General features: G+C 63.9%; 19 protein-coding genes. 4 read left to right on the top strand and 15 right to left on the bottom strand.

What is annotated here, in order from left to right; genetic code table 11:
* Positions 1-474: 474 nt before the first annotated feature.
* The 5 genes from ACRXBZ_RS33505 to ACRXBZ_RS33485 all read right to left on the bottom strand — a co-directional run bounded on the left by ACRXBZ_RS33505 (position 475) and on the right by ACRXBZ_RS33485 (position 4,771).
* Positions 475-2,049, bottom strand: a complete 1,575-nt coding sequence (locus ACRXBZ_RS33505; RefSeq protein ID WP_433882473.1) for a type I restriction-modification system subunit M — start codon at positions 2,047-2,049, stop codon at positions 475-477.
* Positions 2,050-2,400: 351 nt separating this feature from the next.
* Entirely contained in the window at positions 2,401-2,832 is a 432-nt protein-coding gene (locus ACRXBZ_RS33500) for a hypothetical protein (RefSeq protein ID WP_433882472.1), read from the bottom strand.
* Positions 2,833-2,845: 13 nt separating this feature from the next.
* Positions 2,846-4,000: a putative T7SS-secreted protein gene (locus ACRXBZ_RS33495; RefSeq protein ID WP_433882471.1), complete on the bottom strand. Its 1,155-nt coding sequence runs from the start codon at positions 3,998-4,000 to the stop codon at positions 2,846-2,848.
* Positions 4,000-4,311 (bottom strand): WXG100 family type VII secretion target, encoded by a 312-nt coding sequence (locus tag ACRXBZ_RS33490; protein ID WP_433882470.1) that lies wholly within the window; start codon positions 4,309-4,311, stop codon positions 4,000-4,002. Before ACRXBZ_RS33490 ends, ACRXBZ_RS33495 begins: the two co-directional genes overlap by 1 nt.
* Positions 4,312-4,375: 64 nt before the next feature.
* Positions 4,376-4,771, bottom strand: a complete 396-nt coding sequence (locus tag ACRXBZ_RS33485; RefSeq protein WP_433884050.1) for an SseB family protein — start codon at positions 4,769-4,771, stop codon at positions 4,376-4,378.
* Positions 4,772-5,392: 621 nt separating this feature from the next.
* Between ACRXBZ_RS33485 and ACRXBZ_RS33480 the strand changes: the two genes are divergently transcribed.
* The gene (locus tag ACRXBZ_RS33480; protein ID WP_433882469.1) at positions 5,393-6,025 is read left to right on the top strand and encodes a hypothetical protein; all 633 of its coding nucleotides are present in this window, start codon (positions 5,393-5,395) and stop codon (positions 6,023-6,025) included.
* A 390-nt stretch (positions 6,026-6,415) separates the two neighbouring features.
* Here ACRXBZ_RS33480 and ACRXBZ_RS33475 read toward each other — a convergent pair whose 3' ends face one another.
* The 3 genes from ACRXBZ_RS33475 to ACRXBZ_RS33465 are packed head-to-tail and all read right to left on the bottom strand — an operon-like array spanning position 6,416 to position 8,225.
* Positions 6,416-7,456, bottom strand: a complete 1,041-nt coding sequence (locus tag ACRXBZ_RS33475; protein WP_433882468.1) for an IS630 family transposase — start codon at positions 7,454-7,456, stop codon at positions 6,416-6,418.
* Positions 7,457-7,492: 36 nt separating this feature from the next.
* A complete protein-coding gene (locus tag ACRXBZ_RS33470; protein WP_433882467.1) occupies positions 7,493-7,873 on the bottom strand; it encodes a transposase in 381 nt (126 codons plus the stop codon).
* Positions 7,851-8,225: a transposase family protein gene (locus ACRXBZ_RS33465; protein ID WP_433882466.1), complete on the bottom strand. Its 375-nt coding sequence runs from the start codon at positions 8,223-8,225 to the stop codon at positions 7,851-7,853. The genes ACRXBZ_RS33470 and ACRXBZ_RS33465 overlap by 23 nt, the downstream gene beginning before the upstream one ends.
* Before the next feature lie 207 nt (positions 8,226-8,432).
* On the opposite strand from ACRXBZ_RS33465, the gene ACRXBZ_RS33460 reads away from it, so the two are divergent.
* Both ACRXBZ_RS33460 and ACRXBZ_RS33455 read left to right on the top strand, forming a co-directional pair.
* A complete protein-coding gene (locus ACRXBZ_RS33460; RefSeq protein WP_433882465.1) occupies positions 8,433-10,688 on the top strand; it encodes a hypothetical protein in 2,256 nt (751 codons plus the stop codon).
* Complete coding sequence (locus ACRXBZ_RS33455) at positions 10,681-16,653, top strand: hypothetical protein (RefSeq protein WP_433882464.1); 5,973 nt, start codon at positions 10,681-10,683, stop codon at positions 16,651-16,653. The genes ACRXBZ_RS33460 and ACRXBZ_RS33455 overlap by 8 nt, the downstream gene beginning before the upstream one ends.
* Positions 16,654-16,893: 240 nt before the next feature.
* Here ACRXBZ_RS33455 and ACRXBZ_RS33450 read toward each other — a convergent pair whose 3' ends face one another.
* The 7 genes from ACRXBZ_RS33450 to ACRXBZ_RS33425 all read right to left on the bottom strand — a co-directional run bounded on the left by ACRXBZ_RS33450 (position 16,894) and on the right by ACRXBZ_RS33425 (position 21,227).
* Positions 16,894-17,364, bottom strand: coding sequence for a hypothetical protein (locus ACRXBZ_RS33450; protein WP_433882463.1), 471 nt, complete (start codon positions 17,362-17,364; stop codon positions 16,894-16,896).
* A gap of 88 nt (positions 17,365-17,452) precedes the next feature.
* Positions 17,453-18,172 carry an AAA family ATPase gene (locus tag ACRXBZ_RS33445; RefSeq protein ID WP_433882462.1) on the bottom strand — a complete coding sequence of 240 codons (720 nt, stop codon included), beginning with the start codon at positions 18,170-18,172 and terminating at the stop codon, positions 17,453-17,455.
* Positions 18,169-18,558 (bottom strand): hypothetical protein, encoded by a 390-nt coding sequence (locus ACRXBZ_RS33440; RefSeq protein ID WP_433882461.1) that lies wholly within the window; start codon positions 18,556-18,558, stop codon positions 18,169-18,171. The genes ACRXBZ_RS33445 and ACRXBZ_RS33440 overlap by 4 nt, the downstream gene beginning before the upstream one ends.
* A gap of 151 nt (positions 18,559-18,709) precedes the next feature.
* Positions 18,710-18,931, bottom strand: a complete 222-nt coding sequence (locus ACRXBZ_RS42190) for a helix-turn-helix domain-containing protein (protein ID WP_490885429.1) — start codon at positions 18,929-18,931, stop codon at positions 18,710-18,712.
* 717 nt (positions 18,932-19,648) lie between these two features.
* A complete protein-coding gene (locus ACRXBZ_RS33435) occupies positions 19,649-20,122 on the bottom strand; it encodes a Ku protein (protein ID WP_490885444.1) in 474 nt (157 codons plus the stop codon).
* Entirely contained in the window at positions 20,109-20,474 is a 366-nt protein-coding gene (locus tag ACRXBZ_RS33430) for a Ku protein (RefSeq protein WP_433882460.1), read from the bottom strand. The genes ACRXBZ_RS33435 and ACRXBZ_RS33430 overlap by 14 nt, the downstream gene beginning before the upstream one ends.
* 318 nt (positions 20,475-20,792) lie before the next feature.
* Entirely contained in the window at positions 20,793-21,227 is a 435-nt protein-coding gene (locus ACRXBZ_RS33425; protein WP_433882459.1) for a hypothetical protein, read from the bottom strand.
* 1,419 nt (positions 21,228-22,646) lie between these two features.
* Here ACRXBZ_RS33425 and ACRXBZ_RS33420 point away from each other — a divergent pair.
* Positions 22,647-23,597: a tyrosine-type recombinase/integrase gene (locus tag ACRXBZ_RS33420; RefSeq protein WP_433882458.1), complete on the top strand. Its 951-nt coding sequence runs from the start codon at positions 22,647-22,649 to the stop codon at positions 23,595-23,597.
* Positions 23,598-23,600 lie beyond the last annotated feature (3 nt).

Raw genomic sequence — 23,600 nt, 5'->3', positions numbered from 1 at the left:
TGACCGGGTGGCGCCGTGACCCGTAAGGCGCTGCGGCGGCGTTGCGAGCGAACTCGGTGTGCGGCAACGGAAACAAGCCAACTGGTGTACGTGCCCCCGAAACGAAACCGGAGGAACCCCCGTGGCGGCAACGGGCTGCCCCGGAGGGCAAGCTGTTTAGGGGGACCGACTCACTTTGGTCTGTTTCAGGTTTCCTGGTCACTGATCATGGCACACGGTGGCGAATTGGTGACGGAGGGTGATATTTCCGGTCTTTCTCGCGGTCGGTCATCGGCCAGCGTTGCAGGGCAGCAAAGACGTGGGCGGCAGCGAGTTGACAAAGCGGACCAGCAGGAGACGCGATCACGCCGGACGGTAAGCCCGTCATACGCCGATGGCTGTTGACCTGCACGGATCAACTCGCGGGCACGCCCAGGACTGGAGGTGCGCCGAGGTTCTCGTAATTATGCGTCTAGCGGACGAAGCGGATAGCCATCACTCATCGAAGCCCTCGATCCCGGCGGCGGCGAGTACGTCGAGCATCTGTTGCTCGGTCTTCTGACGCTCGGCTCGGGCGACGTTGTACGCCTCGATGAGGGTGCCAAGGTCTTCGGCCTCAGCTGCGGCCTGCTTGATGTACCTGCCGATGTTGAGGTCGTACCCGTTCGCCACGATCTCCGTGGTGGGGACGAGCCGCGCCGAGAGCCCATCTTGTCCATTGGGGTCCACCGGGTTGCCGTCGGCGTCGAATTTTGACTGGTAGGCAGTCACCACATCGGCGATGTCCACCTCAGTCAGGACGTTGCGGTTCTTGGCTTTGGTGAACCGTTTGGAGGCGTCGATGAACAGCACCCCATTCCTGCGCTCCTCGGCCTTGGTGCCAGGGGCACGAAACACAAGGATGCAGGTCGGGATGGAAGTCGAATAGAAGAGGTTTGCTGGCAACCCGATCACGGCTTCCAGGAGGTGATCGTCCAGGACCTGCTGGCGGATGGCTGCTTCCTGACCGCCGCGGAAGAGGACACCGTGAGGCAAGACGACGCCCGCACGCCCCTTCTTCGGGTCCATGCTGGCGATCATGTGCTGCACGAACGCCCAGTCCGCTGACGACTGAGGGGCGACCCCGCCGAGGGCGCGCGGGTCATTGGTCCAGGGCTTCCACTTCAAGCTGTAGGGCGGATTAGCGACGATCACATCGAACTGCTCCACGGACCCGTCCCGCTTCTTGAAGCGTGGGTCCTTCAGGGTGTCGCCGACCTCGACCTTGAACTGGGTGAGGTTGTGCATGAAGAGATTCATGCGGGCCACACCCGCAGTGTCTGGTACGGCCTCCTGCCCGTTCAGGCTGAGCGTGTAGCCACGCCCGCCGCGGGCCTTCAAGAGGTTCGCGGAGGCGATGAGCATGCCGCCCGACCCGCAGGTGGGGTCGTACACAGACTCGAAGCTCTTGGGATCCAGAACCTCGATGATCAGCTCGACGACCTCTCGCGGGGTGAAGAACTGGCCAGCGCGGGTGCCGGACCCGTCGGAGAACCGCTTCAACAGGTACTCGTACGCCCCGCCGAGCACGTCGTGGGACATGTTGCCCTCGTGCATCTTCGGGGTGCGGTCCATCGCCTGCATGACCGCAGCCAACACCTCCCCCGACAGCACCTCTTCGGAAGTCCAGGTCATGGCCCCGAACAGACGGGAGAACTTGTCGGGATTGGCCGTCTCGATCACCTGCAGGGACGCGCGGACCCGCTTGCCGAGGCGCGGCCGCGTGATGGTGGCGAGGATGGACGACCAAGAAGCGCGACGCTCGTGGACCGTGCCGGGGTAGATGAACGGGATCTCGAACGACTGGTAGTCGCGGTACTCGATCTCGCGAGCTTCCTCGTCAGAGAGATCGCCCAGGCCCTCGTTCTCAGCCAGAAACTCCTGGTGGTGGTACTCCCAGGTATCCGATAGATACTTCCAGAACATCAGAGGGAAGACGACCAAGGAGTATTGCGCTTCGGGTATCGCCACGCGCAGCTCGTCGGCGGCATCCCACAAACGGTTCTCGATCTCCTGCTGGGTCACTGCCATCAGTTGGGGTGTCCTTGCTCGTCAAAGTGTGGCGACCCGAAGGCCGTGGCGTTCCTGCTGATCACCTTATTTCGGGCGTGCCGGGCCTGTACACGGCGGGCGTGCCCTGCCAAGCGAGCCCGCTCGGGGCGTCGAACGCTCTGTGCAGGCCGCCTACGCACCCTCAACCACCACGCTCAATACCAGACACCGCTCCAAGGCTCGCACAACCCAACGCCAGATGTCGAATATACGTTCGACATACGTCCTGCTAGTCGGCAGGGTTCGGCTATCACGGTCTTCTCCCGGAACCGTCCTCCGCTGAGAGCGCGGTCCCATCACGATCGCTGGGGCGACGCCGCGCATCGTGATTCAGTACAGTCCCGTGCCGCCATCGCCCATCCCGGGCCCGTTATTGGGGCTGTCCATTTTCTCGCGTTCGCCCCGGAGCACGTCCGGGAGGCTATCGATGCATGCCCTGTCAGGTGCGCCGGGATTCGGTAGTGACTCGAGGAACCCGACCACGATCATGTTCTGCTCGGCAGGGCTCACCTTGGGGTAGCACGCTGCCAGTCGGACCGTAAAACGCTCGGCCTCTTTGAAGGCATTCGGCTCGGCCGGTCGCGAACGCCACGCCTCGACGTACCAGTCAGCGACTTGACCGAGGAAGATCGTCGGCAGGATCTCGTCGTTGTCGTCTTCGTGCTCCCGCAGCATGTCGACGACCGTCGGCAACCCCTCGGCAAGCCGGCGGACGAGGTCAGCACCGGCCTCAAGTTCTTCTTCGAACGACGCGTCGTCCATCGTGTTCCTCCTACTATTGCCCGAGGGCATCCCGCAGATTGTCGATCTCCGCCTGGGCGATCTGGCGATCGGCTTCCGAGGCGTTCGGGTTCTTGCGAAGCCAGTTGTTCAACGCACGGATCGACTCCCGCGCCTTCCTCTCGTGGTTCTTGCCTTGGACGTCCTCATTCGTAGCCCGCTCATGTCGAACAGCATCGGCCGTCGTTCCGTCACCGGTGCGCTCAGGGTGATCGATGCCCTTGTACAAAGCGTTCACGATGTTGTTGAGCTTCGGATCCGTCACCGACGGTCGCACAGCCGCTGGAGGCTTGGGCGGGGGCTTACGCAGCAGGGTCTTGGCGACCTTGCCCACACCGAGGGTCGCCGCGGAGACAAGCACGTCACCGGTGATCTTGCCCAGGGCACGGTCACCGCGGCCGTTGGCCCAGTCGTCCCACGCGACGGCCGCTTTGAACGTCTCCACGGGGTGGGTGACGCTGTAGGCCATCGCTGAGACCGTGCCGGCGGGATCGCTGATCAGCGTCGTAAGGCCCTCACCGAACCCGGCAATGCTGTTCCAGATGCCGCCGTAGAAGTTCGCATCGGCCTGTTTCTGCGAATCCTGCGGAGCGAGGACCGCCTCAGTGGACAGGGCATCGGCGGTGCGGTCACCGACGTCGGCGAGTTGTTGCCGCGCCCGCTCCAGCATGTCCCGGGCGGCCTGCCGCTGCGCCTCACCGGGGTCAGAAAATGCGGGTGCCTGCACGACGGTGGGGTCCCCGCGGCCAGCGTTGGCCTGGGTCCGGGCCTGGGCATCGGCCACCGCTTGATCGTGAGCAGTCTGCGCCCGCCGGGTGGCCTCTTCGCCTTGCTTCCATAACTCGATGGCTTCGGCCGCCTGGCCCTGTGCCCAGGACAAACACTCGGCGAAGGTCTCCAGGGCGCGGCGGGCGGCGTTAAGCGAATCTCCCGCTTTCAACCAGCGGGGAACCTCTGTTCGGCGTTCGTCATGGAAGCGGTCGGATGCCTCCCCTGTCCAGGCGCCGGTGTCGATCTGCTTCAGCGCTTCCCCGGCCCGGATGCTGTCCTCCGCGCGTGCGCCCAGCACCCGAACCTTTTCCAGAATCGCGTCGGGTGCGCCGGGGATCAAGGCTTTCGGATCACTGGCCTGGCCGAGCTCAGCGGGCATTAGGGATGCCCCCTGGGCTCGAAGTTCGGTGGGTCAACCACATCCACGGCCGGGTCCTCGGTGAGGTGGCACGCGGCTTCCTCGTCAACCTCGCGGTAGGTTCGCGCAGCCTCGCCCAACTCGTAGCCCATGTTCCGGGCTCGGTCGCACAATGCGTCCAAGCCAACCGACCACGCCGCGCAGAACTCCGCGAACTCGGTGTGAACCCATTCATGCCCGTACACCTCAGCTCCGCCGCAGAGGTCACGCAGTTCGGCGTTGTCCTGATCAGTGACGATCTCGTCCATGCTCTTCGATGCGGCCTCTAACACGTCGATCTCGACGTGAAAACCTGGACCATCCACAGTGAACCCTCAAACCCCTTCATCGCCCCGATCAGTGACCTGGGGTAATGGAGCTTCCAGCAGAGGACAACACCTGACCGGTGCCCGTTGATCCTCGCCGGCGAGCCAGCTGAGCCCACTCCTCGGCGACCTGTATCGCCGAGGCTACCCGAGTCAGCAGGGGAAACCGGTGCTCGTCGTCGGGGTCGAGCATTACCCCAACGCCTTCAGGAACCAACTCCAGCACGTCCGCGCCGCTGGCTGCCAGGTAGTCGCACTCCCCCGCATGGGCAGCCAAGCGCTCCAGACGTGAGAAAACAGACGTCCATCGGCCCCGACCCGCAGCCTCAGCCACCCACACACCTGGTCGCGGTGTCCGCTGGGCATACACGGTCGTCTTAGCAAAAGCCGCGCAGAAGTCCTCGTACGAACGCTCTCCGGACCACACCTGATTCGCAACGATTACCAGCGGCGGCTCACTCGACAAGTCGTCCTGTGACCTACTTGTGCTCACCGTCGTCCCTCACAGCACGTCCCCCTGTCATCCAGCCGCCACACGATAAGCAGCCGCCTCCCGAACCGTCAGCCCCACCCCCGATGATCACCCATCCAGCCCAACATCGTCATCTCCACCCAACCCAGGGTGATTCATTGTCGGCGGCCAGTGAAAAAGGTTCTGGCGGTTGTTGGTAATCAACAGGGCGCTGCGCGTTCGACAGGTCTGTGATCATGTTCCCCGGGTGTGATCATCAAAGGGTCGATGTCTTGCTTCCACACCTGGCCGATGTCGAAGTCGAGCGCGTGGAGCAGTCCACGGCCGGGCTGCTGATCTGGGCGCATCCCACGGTATCCGAGGTCCGGCCCCCGCAGTGCGGTGGCGGATAGGCCAGGGTGCACAGCCGCTACGACCGCCAACTCGGGGACGCGGCCATCGCCGGTCGGGACGTGGCGATGCGCTTACGGGTGCGTCGGTTCTTCTGTGACAATACCGACTGTCCGGTTAGGACGTTCACCGAGCAGGTGGACGGCCTGACCGCGCCGCGCGCGGCGCGGCTCGTCCTCGAGGGCGATGTTGGAAACGATCGGGCTGGCACTGGCTGGCCGCGCCGGTGCCCGCCTGGCGCGCAAACTCGGGTTATCGGCCAGCCGGGACACCCTGCTGAGGCTGGTCAAGGCCCTGCCCGACCCCGACGTCGACACGGTGACGGTACTGGGCGTGGACGACTTCGCGCTGCGCCGCGTGTACGGAACGCTGCTGATCAGCATTCGCACAGGTCGTCCAGTGGACGTGTTACCCGAACGTACCGCCGAGCCGGTGGCCGAATGGCTGCGCGCCCATCCCGGCGCCGAGGTCATCTGCCGGGATCGAGCCAGCACCAGCACCTTTTTCACTGGCCGCCGACAATCGAGCAGTATCGAGCACTTCCGGTGCACAAACTCCTTCCTCCTGCCCTGCCCAACAGGCACGGTAAAAGCGGTCCGGCCGCCCACCGACGGCGATGCTGTAAATCCGGGAGAAACGATGCCTCAGATCATCGAGCCACCCGAGCCTGCCCAGGCTCACACCCCTGACACCGGCATCGTTCCCGCAGTTCGCAACGGCAGTTTCTCTGTGCCGGAGGACTGGCTGGGATCGGTGCTTGATCGGGCCATGGCACTGTTCCCCCGTCCGATAGTGGTGTGTGATCCGCCTTTCGTATAGGGCGAGGGGTCTTCGCCTATCCACAGACCGCGCGTGCGCTACGGATCCCGAGTCCGTTGCAGGGCGCTACGAAAGGCCGCGTCCGGTGGTGCCAGGCCACGCGGGTAGCACCAGGCCGCGGGGTGCATGTCCATGTCAGAGTCCACGAACAAAGATCAGGAGCATTGATGAGCTCGCAGACCATCGCGCAGAACGTCGAACCGCGCCAGCACGCCGACGACGGCGGCGGCGCCCCGTTCGAACTCGCAGATCATCGTCGAGGGCAAGGACTTTCAAGCTGCGGGTCTCGGAGCCCGTGCCCCCGGGTGCGGTCGTGGGCGCCTGTCCGGGTGTGGTTCCAGGGCAGGGTTTTCAGCCGCTGATATTGATCCGGGTGGCAAATGTGTGATGTCAGGCGGCGTAGCGAACTTCGGGTTTGCCGAAGTAGGAGCGAACTCGGTCGGGCAGCTTCTGGAGGCGGTGAAGGAAGGAACGTACCGCTTGTTTCAACTCGTCGCGGGTTTTCGGGGCTGTGCTGGTGGAAACGGTGCGTTTGAGGTCGGCATTGAGTATCTCGTCGGGGTTGAGTTCGGGACTGTATCCCGGCAGGAAGTGCATCTCGATCGCCTCAGCGTGCTTGGTGATCCATTGCTGGATGGTCTTGCGGCGGTGGACGGGGTGTCCGTCAACGATCAGGTGGACCTTGCGGTCCAGATGGCGGGTCAGCCGGTCCAGGAACCGCAGGAACACCTTGCCGTTGAACGAGCCGGTGTAGACGGTGAAGTACAGCTCGCCTTTGTTCCCGATCGCGCACATCGCGTTCACGCTGAACCGTTTGCCCGTTTTGCCCACCACCGGTGTCTGGCCCGCCGGTGCCCAGGTGCGGGCCACGGTGGCGTCGGAGCGGATCCCGGTCTGGTCCAGCCACAGGATCAGTGCGCCCTCGCGGCGGGCGCGGGCGGCGATGGCCGGGTAGTCCTCCTCCAGCCATCGGCGCACCGACTCGGGGTCCTGTTCATAGGCCTTGCGGATCGGTTTCTGCGGCGACAATCCCCAGGAACGCAGGTAGTTGCCGACGGTGCGCAGGTTCAACACGATGCCGTGGCGCACCCGGATCAGCTCGGCCACTGTCTTGCGGGTCCACACCAGGCCGGTCAGCCCGAACGTGGCCGGGGTGTGCTCGGCCACCGCATACCGCAGCTTGCGCTGCCGGCGGGCACTCAACGCTTTCTGCTCGCCGGGCTTGCGACCCCGGCGACGCCCGGTGAGACCCTTCGAGCCACGTTTCCGCCACGCCTGCACCCATCTGGACACCGACTGCGGGGCCACCGCGAACACCCGGGCCGCCTCGACCTGCGTCATCCCACCATGAACAGCAGCGACCACCCTGCGCCGCAGATCCTCCTGCGCCTCAGGCGACAACCTCCGCGCGTCCCGCACACCAGCGATCATGCCAGAACAACGAAGATCACACCTATAAGTTCCCGATCAATATGTACTGGGGCGGTTGCCCTTGACCGGTAGGAGCCAGAACGCCCCGGCGGCCTCGGCTTCGGCGATGAAGGCGCTGCTGGTGTGTTTGGCATCGGCGGTGATCACCCTTGCCTCCAACGCTTTCCGTCCCAGCCGGGCGACAAGGTTTCGGACCGCGGCATTCCCATCACCGGCATCGACCGTGGCCTGGCCGAGGACTTCGCCGCGGGAGTTCATCGCTGCCACCACCTGCGTTTGAGGCATGCCGGCCTGTCCGGTGGTCGCGGCCCGCATCGTCTTGCCATCGACGGCGACCGCCACGGCCGGTGCGCCGTCCCGGGCAGTCCAGCCGGATAAAAGCCGATCGAGCTCGTCATGATCGACCCTGGCCAGCACCCGTGCCAGGTCCAGCCCGACGGGTGCCCGCCCACGAACACGCCCCGAGCTCGGTCAAAAGCCCCACCGGCAGATCCGCGGCGTGCTCGGCGATCTCGAGGAATGTCTTGGCTCCGGCGGTCGCGGCCAGCAACGCCAGGGCCAGCAGTAACGGCAACTGATACCGTACTCCCCGCCCGTCGCGTGAATCGGTGACCGCTTCCAGGGCCTGCCACAGGCCGTCGATCCGGCCCCGCAGGGCTGCCACGATCCGGGCGACCCATCCACCCGTCTGCTGCTTTTGCAGTCCGAGCGGCCCGGGTTCGGTTGGGATGATGTTGCCCCGACTTGTTGCACCGCGCGCCGTCGTCAACGCACGGCTCCGATAGACGGCGCAGACTCGGGAGGTTTTGGCATATTCCATTGTTTCTTGAGTCAAACGGCGGTCGAGCGTCCATTCCGTTGAAGATCAACCTGGTGGGTGTCGTGCTGTCAGGCGCGTGGGCTAGCCTCCCGGTGATTGCGCGAAATATGGCAGCAGTGCGGGTGGTGTGTGAGGACTGAGTGTCGGGCTGACGCGGTGTGGCGGCCTTACGAGGATGAGCCGCTGTTCTGCGGCGAGATGCTGCAGGGCTGGGCAACGTTAGATGAGTCCCTTCGCGATCGTCTGCACTTGTATCTGCATGAGCTGATCCGCACACGTTCCGGACCGGTGGCGGTGACGTCGGCGTGGAATGCCGTCTATTTCGGCTTCGATGTGCGTGGTGGGGGTGGCTATGTCGGTGGGCCCTTGGAGCTCGATGCGTTCCCCTCCGTCGCCATGGGCGAGACCGTCAGGGCGTTGCCGGTGGGGGCGCTGGTCAACGTCACTACGGGTAGCGGGCCGATTTATGCCGAGGTGACCTATAAGGAAGGAGCACACCCCGAAGTCGGAGAGGATGGAGCAGTTCCCGGCTGGTTGTCGGGTGCCCCCGCCCATAGTGCTCACCTGGGTCACGCGCCAGGGGTCGTCTTGGCGGAGCGCCTGGTCTGCGATTTCGGTGCATTCGGCCCGGCGTTTTCGGTGACGCGAGCTGATCTGGCCCGGCTGCGCAGTCAGGGGCGTTGGCTGGATGACCACGGGCATTTGACGGTCAATGCCTGCTATCCGGATTCGGCTGCGGCAGAGCTGGGCGATCCGAGTTACTACGCGCACTTTCTGGTCGCGCAGGCGCTCCCTCTCCTATTGTCACCGCTGGCACCACAGCCGTTGCGATTCCTGCTGGGCGTCGAGGCTTCTGATGAGGATCTGCAGCAGGCGGTGCAGATCAGCCTGGGTACGATTCGCGACGCGCTCGCCTCGCTGCCCGGGGTACGCATGTGGGGTATGTACGCCTTCGAAGCCGAAGATTTCGCTGCCCGAATGGCGGATTCGGGCCCGCTCGGTGGCGGGGATTTGCGCAGCGTGGCCTCCGGGCTGTGCCAGCCGCCGCGGGCCCGGCGCCGACTGTACGCTTCACCGTCGCGGTCGGTGCGTTATGTCGCTGTTGGGCCGCGGTTGCGGCAGCTTGCCGATGCCGCGCAGCTGACGGGCCCGCGCTACGCGGCGGCTATCATCCATGCCAACACCGTGATCGCCGAGTACGTCCGAGCTCGGTCCGTGGCAGGGATCCTGCCGCATGGTGGTCATGTCCGGCTGGATGATGTCTGGCAGTCCGGCGGGGTTTGGCGAGCCGAGTACCCGGCGGGAACGTCGACCGGCATCGATATTCTGCATCCTCTGGGTTTGGGCTGGGCGGAAACAAACGGACCCGACGGCGGGGCCGCTGTTGAGGAACAGCCCGGGGAAATTGAGTGGGCCGAGGCTGGCTACGGCACCCTACTCGCCTCGGACGAGCACGGCCTGGTGAGTTGGACTGTGGCGGTGCGTGAATCCCACCTCCTGCAACGCTACTGCTCTATTCCTCAGGCAGTCACCGACGCGTTACAACAGGCAGCGCCGGTCAGTGTGCTGTTCACCCATCCCAGCCGCGACGGCTCTGCCGAGTGGACCGCCACCTATCAGCAAATCGCACAGCACCCGGGGCGTGGCGGGATCCTGGATGAGGTCACATGGCCCTCGTCGATGCTGCCGGGCACGGTCGTGACGTTCATCTGGGAACGTGGCAGCCCTGTCGTGCGCGCGTTTACGACGCTGCTTCCCAAGCCTGTGTACTGCGCTGGGATGCGTTTCCAACACCAATACGATCCGCGTGTCGTCACGCGTGACACCGCTCCAGGCTCGGCTTATCACCGCAGTGTAGGCGCCCTTGGTTCGCTGGGGCTGCGTGATCGCATTCTGCGGGCGGTGCGCAGGTTGGGGTATCTGTGCGTGGATGGGACGGTCGCCTTCGATGAGATGCGACTGCCGGTCGCGGTGTACGGCAACTCGGCGGAATCAAGCGCGGGAACTCGGCTTGCACCCAGTGTGGAACGGTTGATTCGCGATGGCGTGCTGCGCCGTGATATCGCGGCCCGCATCGACGGGTGGTTGCGGTATCCCCGGTGTGAGCGGATCGGCTTACCGGTACGGGTGCTGGTATGGACGCCTGTTGTGGAACCCTCTGCCGACGAGGCCACACCGGGCCAAGCTCCCCTGCTGGGAAGGGTCAAGCTCCACACTGTGTATCCGCATCTGCGCCGTATTTCCGGAAAACCTAGCGATGAAGCACGGGCGGCATACCGGACGCTCGTCGCCCATTACGGTCTGGCGGGTGACCCCGAGTTGCCGCCGGGCTACACGCTGGTGCGCCAGCACGAGAGAGGGCGGGGCCGCAGCGCCCATGCCTCGGGTGAAGGGAATTGTTCACGTGAGTAGGCAGACCGACATCCCTGCGTGCAGGGTGAGTCCGGAGAAGCATTATCCACGGTTGAAAGAGCCAGGGGTCCGCGCTGCCCTGCTGGAGTTGGCGACCTCGGTCAACGCCGTCGACGGATGGCTGTCGCCGTGCGTCGACGGGCTGACTGTCACGGACGTACACGCCACGCTGGAAGCACTATCTCTGCGGGACCGCACACGGGTCTTCCGTGAATTGGGATTGAAGCTTCAGCCCAGATCCATCACGACAACGCTGTCCCAACATGCCGTGAGCTTGCTCAGGAAAGCTCCGGTGGGTTCGGCAGGAGCGGTCGTCAGTATCTTGTGCGGTCCGGCTTGGCACGACCTGGTCGTGGCCGCGTTCGCCGACGCCGGTGACGATCTACGGGACCAGTTCAAGACGGTCCGGCCCGTGAGTGACTGGTCTCCCGCCGTGCTGCGCGGTGCGATCTGGACCAACCGAAGCAGCTCCGGGCTCACCGCCCGGATGTGGGCCTGGGCCTCTGATCAGGACTGGTTCGTGCCACCGGGGTTGTCTGCCGACGACGTGGGGCCTGTGATCGCGGCAGCCCGGCATGTTGTCGAGCTGACGCCCGATTACCAGCCATTTCCCGCACCACGCCAGAGACGGTGGACCGACGCGTCGGAGGACACTGTGACCGAGGCGGTTCCTAACCGGTGTGAGCCCGCCGATGGCGTCGATGCTGACTCCGGCGAATCAGCCGAGCTCCCGTCTGCCGACGAGTCGGCAACCGATGCCCAGACCAACGGTGGAGAAGCGGTGGCTGCGGCACGCGCGCGTGTCACCGCGGCCAGCGATGCCTTCGGGCAGTGCGGTACACAGATCCTGCCGCGCTTGCTCAATGCGGTGCGTGATAAACGCAGGCCCGCCAGTGGGGATATCGAAGAGCTCAGCCGGGCCGCCGAGCTCTTCGACACGGCGCGATCCAGCGTTCAGCAGGCGCTCACCGCGGTCGGTATGACGATTCCGGAAGATTGTGACACGCTCGAGGAGTTCGACGAAGCCCTCGCCTACGCTGACACGGTCGCCAGCACCGCAGCGCGGCGAGCCCGCCTCGCCTTGATCGGGCAGATCAGCTATTCAGGCTCGTCACAGCCCGTCGCCCAGGCCCTCGCTTCGTTACAGAGCCAAGCATCCGAGCTGGCCATCAGCGAGCCCGATGAGGCCAGCGCGCTCAAAACCGAAGGACTGATCGCCTTCGACGAACTGGTGACCCTCGTTGCCGACTCGACCGACACACCGGCCGATCCGGCGCTCGTAGGCAGTCTGCAGCAGCGTGCGCAAAGCGCGTTCCCCGACCACGCTGCCGTCGTCATAGCCGCCATGATAGGCCAGCTCCGCCGTAACGGCATGCCGCCGCATTCTGAACGCCCGGCCGAACCCGGTGCTTCCCCGGGGGCCAACGATGACAGCACTGAACAGGTCCCAGACAGCAAGGAACACGCCGACAGCAACGCTCCCGCCCGTGAGGCGACTGCGGAGCACGACGGGCACAACGCCACGCCTGGAGCGCCGGACAACCCCGCCGATACCCAGCAGACCCAGGTCGAATCACACCGACGTAGCAGCGCTGTCACAGACGGCGTCGCAGACCTGATCGCGCACCGGCGTTTCGACGCCGCAGGTGCCGTGGCCGCCGCCGCGTCCTGGTCTCCTGATCTGCAACGTGCCTTGCAGATAGCGGGACTGGCCGAGTACGCACGTAGCGACAACGGACTCTGCGCCATCCGTCTGCGCACCGTACTCGCCGACGTGGACATCGCCGCGATGCACACCGATCGCACGAGCCGGATGATTTTGGTGCCAGCACTGATCCGTGCCTCGCTGACCTGTGGCGACGCGACGGCTGGCACCTTGCTGCAGGAGCTCGTGGCGGCGACAGAAACGTGCCTGGCTACCGTGGCCGACGAAGTCGCGCAACGGGCGGTCAAAAGTGTCTTCTCCGGTGGCGTCCTGCGCCATTCCCATGCCGACCCACAGGATCTTGAAAAGACCATCCGCGAGGCCAGCCAGCAGGCACGTGCACTGATCGACCGCAAGCCACGGCTCCCGCGGCAACGACGCGGAGCGGACATCGCACACCGATGGCTGGCTCCGGAGGGGCTTCTCGGGTCCCTGCTGCAGATTGCCGCGCGTGATCAGCGCAACCGAGCACAGGATGTCAGAGACGAGGCCGAACGTCTCCTGCGCAGCGAGACCGTTCACTGCGAGATCAGTGCAGCAAGCACCCAAGGTCATGGCCGTAGAGCTCTCGATAACTCGGCGGTGACCGAACTGGCCGGGCTGGTGGACACCGTGGTGGCGCCCGTCGCCGACTGGGCCAACCACAGCGTTGCCCTGGCACGTCGTCACGGCAACGATCCTCACGCCCGCTGGATCGCCTCGGAACTCGCGGGCCTGCGCAGCACGATCACGAGCCGCCGCCACAGCGTGGAGGCGGCGTTGACAGCGCTGGCGAAGGAGTCAACCGATCCGCTCTTGACCGCCGCAGCCACCGCAGCATGCGACTCGCTGCGAGTCTCGTTCGACTTCCTGATAGAGGGAACAGGGCTGGGCGGTGTCGAACCGCCTGCGCAGACCGGAGGTGTGATCGAGCTATTGCGCGTTCCGGATGTGCGAATCGTGGAGCATGACGGGGTGGTGCTGGGCCATACACCGAGCCCGGCACGGTTACTCGAGGCATTCAGCTCATGTTGGGAAGAGGCATTCGGCGCGCACCTTGTCCATGAGAACTTCGCGGTGGCCGGTGCCCTCTGCGACCTGGTGCGGACAGGCCGCATCGAGGCCGATCGCGATGTGATCAATCACCAGAGGCTGGACGACGCAGTGGCTCGGTCACGCGAGCAGCTGACCACGCACCACGACCAACTCTGTGCTCAGCTCCGCCTGGCGCGCCGCCACAACGAGTTGTCCGAACATGAGGATGCCGAGCTGGCGGGACGTCTCAAAGACGCCGATCCGGCCGACCCGACCGACAGGCTCGACCTCGCTGCGGTGCGGGCCGAACTGGATGGCGTGACACAGATTCTGCCGTCCTTCCGCGAGGAGGCCGTACGTCGTTTGCGCGCTCGTCTCGAGCAACTGCAGCCGTGCGACCCGCGGGCAACCGCCACTATCGAAGCCCAGCTTGACAACGGTGAACTCAGCGTCGCTGAAGAACTGATCTACTTCCTCGAAGCCGGTGAACCGTTCCCCGAATACCGGACTCGCAATGATCTCAGCGCGTTTTTCCCCCACGTCCCCGACGCCCTTACCCACGGCATCACCCCGCAGCTGCTCGCAGCCATCCGCGGCGGCCGCCGGTTCAAAAACGTCGCGGCACTGGACTTCAGCAACCTGTCACCAGACGCCCGGCTGACGACCGCTGAGGCCCTGCAAGAATGGGCCAAAATCCGGGAAGCCACCCCGGAACAGCGCTGGAACCTCAGTGACCGTGAGCAGTTCCGGCCGGTGCTGAGGATCCTGGGCTACGACGTGGATCGCTTTGAACGACTCAAACAACTAGCACGCAGCGCTGAACGTCGCTTCATCCAGTTCAACGACGTGCGCGTCAACGGCCAAGCGATGGTTCCTGCCTTCGGCTCCCACCTGCAGAGACTGAGAATCCTGCTGGTGTGGGGCAAACCTTCCGAAGAGCAGATCATGTCATGGGCAGACCATGACCCCAGCAACGGCAGCCTTCTCGTACTGTATTTCGGTGTCCTCTCAACCGGGGCACGCCGACGGCTGGCCACACGGGCCGCCCAGGGCGCGGCCCCAGTCATTGTCATCGACGATGCCGCCTTGGCCTACCTCGCCGCCAAGGGAGAGGGCCAACTGGATGCCACCATGTCCGTCACCCTGCCCTTTGCCGCAGTCAATCCCTACGTTAACGTGCGCCGCGGACTGGTCGCCCCTGAAATGTTCCACGGCCGGGTGGAAGAACAGCGTGCGGTGCTGGATCCCGAGCAGACCAGCGTGCTTTACGGTGGACGTGGGCTGGGCAAGTCCGCGCTGCTGCGTGCCTGCGCACAACGCTTCGAACGTGCAGCACACCACGTCGCGATCTACCTCGACCTCAACTCCGTCTTTGGTACTGGGCAGCAGGCCGAAGCTGTCTGGGACAGCATCCTCACCGCGCTGCAAGAGCGAGGTGTTGTACCTGCTAGGAGAAACAAGACCCGGTCTCGCACCAGGAGCTACGACTGCGTACGTGACGGAATCTCCACGTGGCTTAATGACGACGGTCAACGCCGTCTGCTGATCCTTCTCGATGAGTCTGACCGGTTTTTCGAGTCCGACGCACCTTCTTTCGTCGATACCACAAGGCTCAAGCAATTGGGCCAAGACACCAGCCCCGGGCCTGCGCGCGTCAAGATAGTCTTCGCCGGGCTGCACACGGTGCAACGATTCTCCCGAGTGAACACCAACGGGCCCTTCAGCCACCTCGGCAGCCCCATCGTCATCGGTCCACTCTCACCCCAGGGGGCCTTCGACCTCATCGCCCGCCCCCTGGCCGCCCTCGGATATCAGTGGGAGGACCTCGATCTCATCAACCGTGTGCTGACTTACTGCAGCTACCAACCATTCCTGCTGCAGATGTTCGGCTACCGGCTGCTTCAGCTGCTGCAGGCTGAGCGCGGAAAGAATGGCCTAACTGCCAGTGAGCCGCCCTACACCATCACGCGAGCCCACATAGAAGCCGTCGAATCCGATCCCGAGCTGAAAACGGGCATCCACCGTGCCTTCAAGGACACACTCAACCTGGATCCGTGCTACAAGATCATCGCCCATGTAGTTGCCCACCACGCCTACGAGCACGGTGCCGATGCCCGGCTATCTGATGCGGATCTCCGCGCAGAGTGCCAATACCACTGGCCCCGAGGGTTCTCCACCCTGCCCGCTGAAAGATTCCGTGCCTACCTCGACGAAATGGTCGGGCTCGGCGTCCTTGCGCCAAGGAGTAGCCGTGGCTGGCGGCTGCGGTCCCCCAACACACTGCGCATGATCGGCACCCACAACGAGGTCATGGAGGAGCTGCTCACCGCAGAAGAAACCTCCCTCCCCCCGGAGTTCATCGCGTTGGAGACCCGCCATCCCCTGTCTGGGCGCAGCACCCATTCTCCGCTGTCAGCACGGCAGATCACCGACTTGCTCGGCGAGCACAACAATCAGATCCGCGTAGTTATCGGTTCAGAGGCGACTGGCATTAGCGATGTCTCCGATGCCATTAAGTCCACATGCGCTGGGCTCGGTGCACGATTCATGCTGGAGGAGCCGCCCCGCAAGAAGCACTTCAAGGAAGCACTGGCTGCAGGACATCGCGGCGAGCGCCGCATCGTGCTGTCAGACCTGCGGGGCCGATCGGCCGACACTCCCAATTCCAGCCTGGAGCAAGCAGAAGAGCTACTGCTCAAAACCTCCGGCGCCACCCGGTCGGTTGTGCTTATCGTCGGCCCGAGCGAGCTGGAATGGTGGTCCCGCCTGCAAGTCGACGACCACCCGAACCTGGGCTTGATCACACTGGCACGACACACCGTCGATACCCTGCGCGTATGGACATTGACAGCCGAAAAGTTTGCGGATCGTCATAACGAACTCTACGAACTTACCAGCGGATGGCCGATTCTGGTTGAACGCGCCGCCCAGCTTGCCCACGATCATAGCGAAACCCGCGCTCTCAAACTGATCGCTGACGAGGTTGCCGCTCCGGACGCAGCACGCAAGTTCCTTGCCGACACTGGAATCAGCGAGGACGAGACACTGTCGGCCATGATGGGCCATCTCCTCGAACTCATCAACGACCCCGTCACCGAAGCCGACCTGTACACCGCAGCTGCCATGACCACCGACCCTTCACCCACGATCACAGTTCAGGGCCTAATAACACTAGGGGCATTCGACATCAAGCACGACACGTACGCCATCGACCCACTGCTGCGACGCTCCTGGCAATATCTATGACTTTCCTGGAAGATCAACCGACTCCGAATACTGACAGCTGTGCGAGGTGTGCGGCGATCTCCGAGACGGTGCGGCGCTGAAGGTCGGCGAGCACCGGTCGCTCACCCAGGCAGCCGCAACCGGTTCCCGCATCGTTGACAACTCCACACCAAGCATCACCACCCGGAACAACTGCGGCGAGCCACGCCCACCTTCGCACGATCTTGCGAAGGTGCCCGCGAAGGTGCCGAAGGTGCCGGTCTACGCGCCGGCACCTTCGGCACCTTCAGGCAGCACCCACTCCCAAGCGCCGCAAGCGAAACCGGCTTTGACCGACTTCGCCCCGATCTTGATCCGGGCCTTCTTGACCTGGTCCCGAGAAAGTCCTGCTGCCTCTGCCGCCTTGATCACCCGTCCCGCCTCGGCACGCCCCCCGGCATCCACCAAGTAGTTCATGAGCCACTCCCGCGCCTCCGACCGCTCCGACTGCTCATCCCGAGAGACCGGGGTGTGATTAAGCAGGTCCGATACGGATTGATCGGACTCCCCGACTAACTCGAACCTGCCCACCGAGGTGGGCTGACCGTCGTCCGCCCGCACAGAAGCGGGCGCGATCATGTAGCGCAGAGACGGAGTTCCCATCGGGGCGATGTTGGACTTGATCAACGACATCACGCAGGAGGCGTCCTCGGCCTCGGGGTCACGTGCAAACCCGATCGCCGAACGGACCACTTGTCCGTACTCCGCGGAACCCGAGATCAACAGCAACGGGTCTGCGCCCCCGGCCTTGCGGAAGTGAGCGACGCCGATGATGGCGAGCTCACGATCTTGGGCGAGCGCGGAAAGCGGTTCCAGAAGCGACCGGACTACCAAACGTCCGTTGACACCGCACAACGCCCTGTTTCATCAGATCGGCGCCGGTCATGGCCGAAAGCAGCGCATCGAGCACGATCACACGAGCCCCGGTGGCCTCCACCGCGTCGCGCAGCGAGGGCACATCCACTGCCAGCGACAGCGTTCCCACGGCGATGTCGCTGCCAATCTGGGTTTCGGTATGCACGGCCAGGACCCGGTCCATATCGGCGCCCGCAGCGAGCAAGCGCGGGGCCAAGGTGTACTCCCACGAGTCCTCGGTGGCGACGTACATCACCGGACATGACTGCCCCTCCAATTCCCCCGGCAGCATGCCCCGGGTCACCTGAGCAGACAGCCACGCCGCCCCCTGCGATTTGCCCACACCAGCATGGCCGACAAACAGGGTCGTCTCCCCGAGCGGAACCTGGTCCGCCCACAACCATGACCGTCGTTTGATCGCGATCTCGCTGGCTCTGCGCCAGGCCACGCGACGCAACGGATCAGCCGGCCGTTTGCTGTCGATGCCGACGATGTCAGCATCAGCGGCCTCCTGGTCCTGCCGTTCGCGTCGCTGCTGTTCCTCCAACGCCTCATCAACACTCGCGCCACCGGCATACACCGCGCCATCAGCCGGGTCATACCACGCCTCAGCATCCGGGTTCCGGCGCCCGTACCTCATGCTCATGAACCGCAGCCAGAATCGATCGGCAGTCCCGTACCCCAGTCCACAGGACCACCCCGGTACTCGCCGCGACGCCGACGTGCATCGTCGGCAACATCTCCGGGCTGAGCGCGTCGCCGCCGTAGTTCGGCATACGTCGGCGCACCAGCCACGCCCGTCCACCCGCCGGCCGCACTTATCGCATGCGAGGCGGCCGCTGCTTGGCGCCGCCGGAACCATTCGAACCAGTCCCTGATCAGTTCGCGCACATGTGGCGACTCGGTGAGCAACGCCAACACAGGCACTTCGCCGTGCAACTGCTGACCGAACTCCCGCCACGCCGCAGCATCCGCCAGAAGCCGGTCATACAGCCATCGCGGAACGGCAACCTGCTCGTCGATCTCCGACATCACCCACTCCTTGCCGGGAAAGCCCAGAAACTCCGCTCGGACACGTCGAACGATGACGCAGTCCGAGATCACAACCACACCTCACCGCGTCCGGCACGGCATTCCATGTTCGATAGCTCAAAGGAAGCCGCTTCGCCAAGCCACCTCTCGATCACGAGTCGGGGTGACGCAACGGAGCATCCGATCCGGCCAAGAATTCATCGATCGCGTGAACCGGAATAATGTACGCCTTACCAGTATTCCGCGCGCGTAGCTTCCCGTCAGCGATCAACTTCCTCACCTGCCACGCCGACAAGGACAGCATCGACACGGCCACGGCCACCGTCACAGCAACACGGTCTGCTTCACTGGGATTCTTAATGACCCGATTCATTCACCATCACCACACCGAATCGACCTTCATCGCGGTAAGTCCTGCCACCTATCCACAAATAACCCACGAAGGCCACCAGCGACAAGGTATCCCTGTGTCCACAATGGCTCGTCTCGTGTCATCCCCAACGACACAGCTCAACGCAAAGCCGAACCTGCCGACACACTGCGGCGTTTCGACCAGCACGAGCGCCATCTCGAAGAACTCCCAGCGGACTGGACCATCGAACAGGCCGCCGCCCGCATCGGATGCGAATACACGGCAGCCTGTTACGCCGGGCTGACCGACCCCGACTTCGACGAGGCGGTCGCCGGCGCCGCGGCCGAAGGATCACCACGACCGGCGGGCCGAAGCCCCCGCGCAGTCCACCAGCTCCCCGGCACCAACACCACCACAAAGATCACCGGAGCGGACATGCGTAGAAAGCGCATGACCTGACGAGGTAGCCCAATCCCGCGTGTCGGTGGCAATGAGATTCACTCGACGTCGTCAAGTTCTACGAAGGGCTCATTTGCGGCGTGCCGGACGATCTCGCTTACCCGCCTTGCATGGGGCGCAACAGCTCCAGCTCCCGCTCGACCTCTTCTGCCCGGACGGAAAGATCGGCGAACCCGCCAACGGTGGCCAGTAGCCGAGCGCGCTAACGGCAAAGAGGACGTGTGCTGCGGCGTCCGTTCGGCTAGTGCCGTAATCATGCTGCCTGGGTTCTACCGCCCGTTATTGGGATGTTTGGCTTTGCGATGGCCTGGCACCCCGGGCTTTCTCGATGGTGGCCTGGAGGGCTTCCATGAGGTCGACGCTGGCCGTGGATTGCGGCGGTGGGACTGCCTTCTCGATGACCTCGTTGTGGCGTTTGGCGTCGATGAGAGCACGAACGCGTTCCTGAAAAGTGTCGCGGTAGTCCTTCGGGTTCCAGTCGACTGCCATCGACTCGAGCAACTGGACGGCCACGTCGAGCTCCGACGCAGTGGCGCCGCTGCGGTCGGGAAGGCTCGCGCCGAGCTCCCGGTGTGGGTCGCGGACCTCGTCCGCCCAGTGGAGCACGTGGGCCGCGAGGACGTGCTTCTCGGCTTTCAACGCCGCGAGGTACTGGCGGCCGCGCATGACGAATGTCGCGATACCAACACGGTTCGTCGCTTCCAGCGCTTCCTTGAGCAGGGTATAAACCTTGCGGTACTCAGGTTCCGTCAGGGGCTACGTAGTAGGTCCCAGCAAAGTAGACGGGGCCCAACTGGCCTCGGTCGACGAATCCGACGATCTCCAAGGACCGTGAACGACCAGGAGCGATCTCATCCAGCTCCTTGGGTTCCACGATCACCCAGCCGTCCTCGGTTGGGTAGCCCTTGACGACCTCATCGAACGGCACTTCCTCACCGGTGCGTTCGTTGACCCGCTTCTGCCGCACCCGGTCACCAGTACCCCGTTGGATCTGGTGAAACCGGATCGCGTGGGTCTCGACCGCGGTGAACAACTGCACAGGGACCGACACCAGGCCGACATAAACGACAGCACCCCGCCCCACACAGCATGCGCCATCGCTCACCACCTCCTTCGCTACATGGTCGAAGTCCACCACCTCACCGCGGGCAAGTGCAGAGGCAGACGTCACCGCTGCGGCTGGTTGAGCGCCCTGGTGAGTTCAAAGCTCTGCATGACCCCGCTCCGAGACCATAGAACGTAGGTTTGTAGCGCAGTTTGCGCTCCTGGAGCGACTCCAGTTCGTAGAGGTCGCCTTCCTGTGGGGAATCGTTTTCCTGAATGTGCTGGTGAAGCGCCTCCGGGCTTGATCCGTTGGGGGAGTACTACGTGACTGGGGTCGGCGCGGCAAGGTCATCGTCTGGGTTGAACATGTTCGGGGCGTTCATGTCCGGCCCCCCAGAACCCCGGTCCGCGCCGGTCCGGCAAGGACTTTCGGTCGCATCGGCACCGGCGGTGTAGGTCTGTTCCTGCACACCGGTGGTGTTGAGCAGGCCCCTCGGCTCGTCGTTCGCGCCGGTGTCGTTGAGCAGAGCTTGTCTTCCACGACGTTTTCCAGCGAGTAGCGCAGCTCGTTGTTCATGTACGAGGCAATGGCCCGATCTCGGTAAGCCTCGAAGACGTTGAGCGATGGTCGTTCGCTTGTCGTAGTGTGGTGGTACATCAGCAGTTCGCCGAAGTCGCGGGTGGCGATGGCATCGACGTTTTTGTTGATGAAGGACTTCCCGTTGCCGTGATCGGCCCACTCGCAAATGCGGTACAGACACAAATACTCTGACAATAAATCCACTTGACGCGGGCCCTTTGCGTACATTGCCAATGGTTCCTCCCTTCCGTCGAAGCGCCCGGAGAATTCAGTCAGTGCGTCGTTGGGGTATCGGAACTCCAGGGCGTCGGTGAACCGCGTTTCGACTGCAGCATCCGCTGCCGCGACAAGCGCGTCTGCGTAGGACCGTCCCGGGCCTATCCACGTTCCGGAGAAGCCGACCGGCTCGTAAGAAGTCGGTCCCCCAGACGGAAACGGCCGTATTACTGTCGATATCTCGTGGTCATAGGAGATGCAATTCGCGAACCTCACCGCCACCGCAAAAGGGCTGGGATCGCCGGATAACGACCTGGGTGCCTGTCCCAGGCCGTCTGCCAGTTACCCGGCAGAGCCAGGGGAATGAATAAGTTCTCCGTCTCGATGTGTTCTAGGAGCCACCTGCCGTCGGCCACGAAAGACTCGAAAGAGCCGCTGCTGATTCCGGAGACGTAGATTGCGCACCCAATACGAGAAGAGTCGATCACCTCGCAAGCGTATCCCTGGGGGAGCCGTAGGAGCGATGCTGCGTCCCATGCGCCCGCAGAGGCGGACCGGACGCTCGGTGCGGCTCGACGTGATCTCCACGCAGCCCCTCGCACAACCTCCGGATGCGCCAGAACCGGCCTCACCACGCTTCGTCTCCGGCGTGCGCGCTCCTTCGGCCGGCGCGAACCAAGCAAGGCCGCCAGCGGCAGCCATCCAGAACCCATCCTTTATGACCCGAAACCCCTGCGAGTCAACCATCGCGTACCCAACCCGATCGAAGAGAACTCCCTGGTCAGGCACGGTTCAGCACGTCTCCCCTGAGCAAAGCTCAACATCCGTCCAGTTCTGAGTCCAGCGCCCCAAACCGGGACTCTCGATGCTGCCGATCGTCACGCCAAAGCCGTCTGAGAACCAGTCGGCGGGGTTTCTGCACCAACAGACAGAAGGTGTCCACGACCATCGAGGCCTCGCCAACTGCCCGGGTGGGGATTCGGGTTGGTTGCGACTGGGCCAGTCTCCCGGTCGGCGGTAGCCATCCAGCGGAGGAATGCCGCAGCTGCCGTTGCACCTCCTCACGAAGGCGCCAAAGGTGCCGAAGGTGCCGAAGGTGCCTGTCGAATCGCTTGACACTTCCGGCACCTTCTGCCGCTGCCTGGGCTGGGCCCACCCCCTGGGCCACTGCGTCTCCGCCTGATCGCTTTATGCGCGGATCGTGTGTCCAACAACGGGCCACACGATCGAGCCAAATGGACACAGCTCAACCATTCCCAAGACAGACACCACTTTCGATATTGAAGACATGACCTACCCACACACGGCAGAAAATTCCCTATCCCACATCACCACAAACCATCAGTTGCACAAAAAATCATTACTGCAGCCATCCCAAATAGCAACAATACAAAATTCTAGTTTTGCCGCACAAGAACTGGCCTTCGGAGTTGTGCGATGGATTTGACGAGGTTGACAACGGGGCTGGCCCCGGCCTGGCGCCATATCGTGATCGACTGGGACCGGACCCTGCGATCCTCTGGCCGGCCCAAGACAACGCGCTACAACTACCTGCTTGCCGTCGCGCAGTTTGCTCGCTTTCTCGCCGAGCATCTGCCAGGTGACAACGCCACCGCAGCGGCTATAGATCCGTCGGAGACGACGCGAGCCCACGTCGAGGAGTTCCAGTCCTGGATGATCGAGACACGCTCGGCGGCCACGGCGGTGAACAAGCACAAGGTTCTGCAGCAGTTCTTCAAGTGGCTCGCCGCGGACGAGGAGGAGATCGACCGCTCCCCCATGGAGTGCGTCAAGGCCCCCAGCCAACCCACGAAGCTGGTGCCCGTGATGGGAGATCAGGAAACCAAGAAGATCCTCGAATCCTGCAAAGCAAAGACGTTCGCTGATCTGCGGGACCACGCGATCATTCGAATCTACTACGGCACGGGTGCACGGTTGTCGGAAGTCGCAAGCCTGACAACCGATGACATTGACATGGCCACCGATTCGGTCGTGTACCTGGGGAAAGGCGGGAAGTTCCGACGCGTCCGGTTTGGGCCGAAAACAGCCCGAGCGGTGAGTCGATACCTGCGGGCCCGGGCGAAGCACCGCGGAGCGGAGTCGCCGAGCCTCTGGTTGGCCGAACGCGGGAGCCAGGCGCTTCAGGCGAACGGGATCAAGATCATGCTCAAGAGGCGCGGAAAACGTGCTGGGGTGGACGGCGTTCATGCCCACCGATGGCGCCACAACTACGCCCACCAGTGGAAGCTCGCCGGCGGCGACACTGGTGACCTGATGTTGTTGCTGGGCTGGAGCTCGGATGCGATGGCCCGCCACTACGGTGCCAGCGCCGCAGCGGAACGCGCTCAAGAAACCCAACTACGCATGGGGATCGGGGAAAATGTCTAGCAG

It is taken from the genome of Saccharopolyspora hattusasensis (genome assembly GCF_050972075.1).
Taxonomy (GTDB): domain Bacteria; phylum Actinomycetota; class Actinomycetes; order Mycobacteriales; family Pseudonocardiaceae; genus Saccharopolyspora; species Saccharopolyspora hattusasensis.
The sequence above is the reverse complement of the archived record's forward strand: the minus strand, read 5'-3'. Positions and strand labels throughout refer to the sequence as shown.

Bases quoted from the DNA above. Each gene is read 5' to 3' on its own strand.
- ACRXBZ_RS33505 (WP_433882473.1), bottom strand. From the start codon at position 2,049: ATGGCAGTGACCCAGCAGGAGATCGAGAACCGTTTGTGGGATGCCGCC.
- ACRXBZ_RS33500 (WP_433882472.1), bottom strand. From the start codon at position 2,832: ATGGACGACGCGTCGTTCGAAGAAGAACTTGAGGCCGGTGCTGACCTC.
- ACRXBZ_RS33495 (WP_433882471.1), bottom strand. From the start codon at position 4,000: ATGCCCGCTGAGCTCGGCCAGGCCAGTGATCCGAAAGCCTTGATCCCC.
- ACRXBZ_RS33480 (WP_433882469.1), top strand. From the start codon at position 5,393: ATGTTGGAAACGATCGGGCTGGCACTGGCTGGCCGCGCCGGTGCCCGC.
- ACRXBZ_RS33475 (WP_433882468.1), bottom strand. From the start codon at position 7,456: ATGATCGCTGGTGTGCGGGACGCGCGGAGGTTGTCGCCTGAGGCGCAG.
- ACRXBZ_RS33445 (WP_433882462.1), bottom strand. From the start codon at position 18,172: ATGAGCATGAGGTACGGGCGCCGGAACCCGGATGCTGAGGCGTGGTAT.
- ACRXBZ_RS33440 (WP_433882461.1), bottom strand. From the start codon at position 18,558: ATGTCGGAGATCGACGAGCAGGTTGCCGTTCCGCGATGGCTGTATGAC.
- ACRXBZ_RS42190 (WP_490885429.1), bottom strand. From the start codon at position 18,931: ATGAATCGGGTCATTAAGAATCCCAGTGAAGCAGACCGTGTTGCTGTG.
- ACRXBZ_RS33420 (WP_433882458.1), top strand. From the start codon at position 22,647: ATGGATTTGACGAGGTTGACAACGGGGCTGGCCCCGGCCTGGCGCCAT.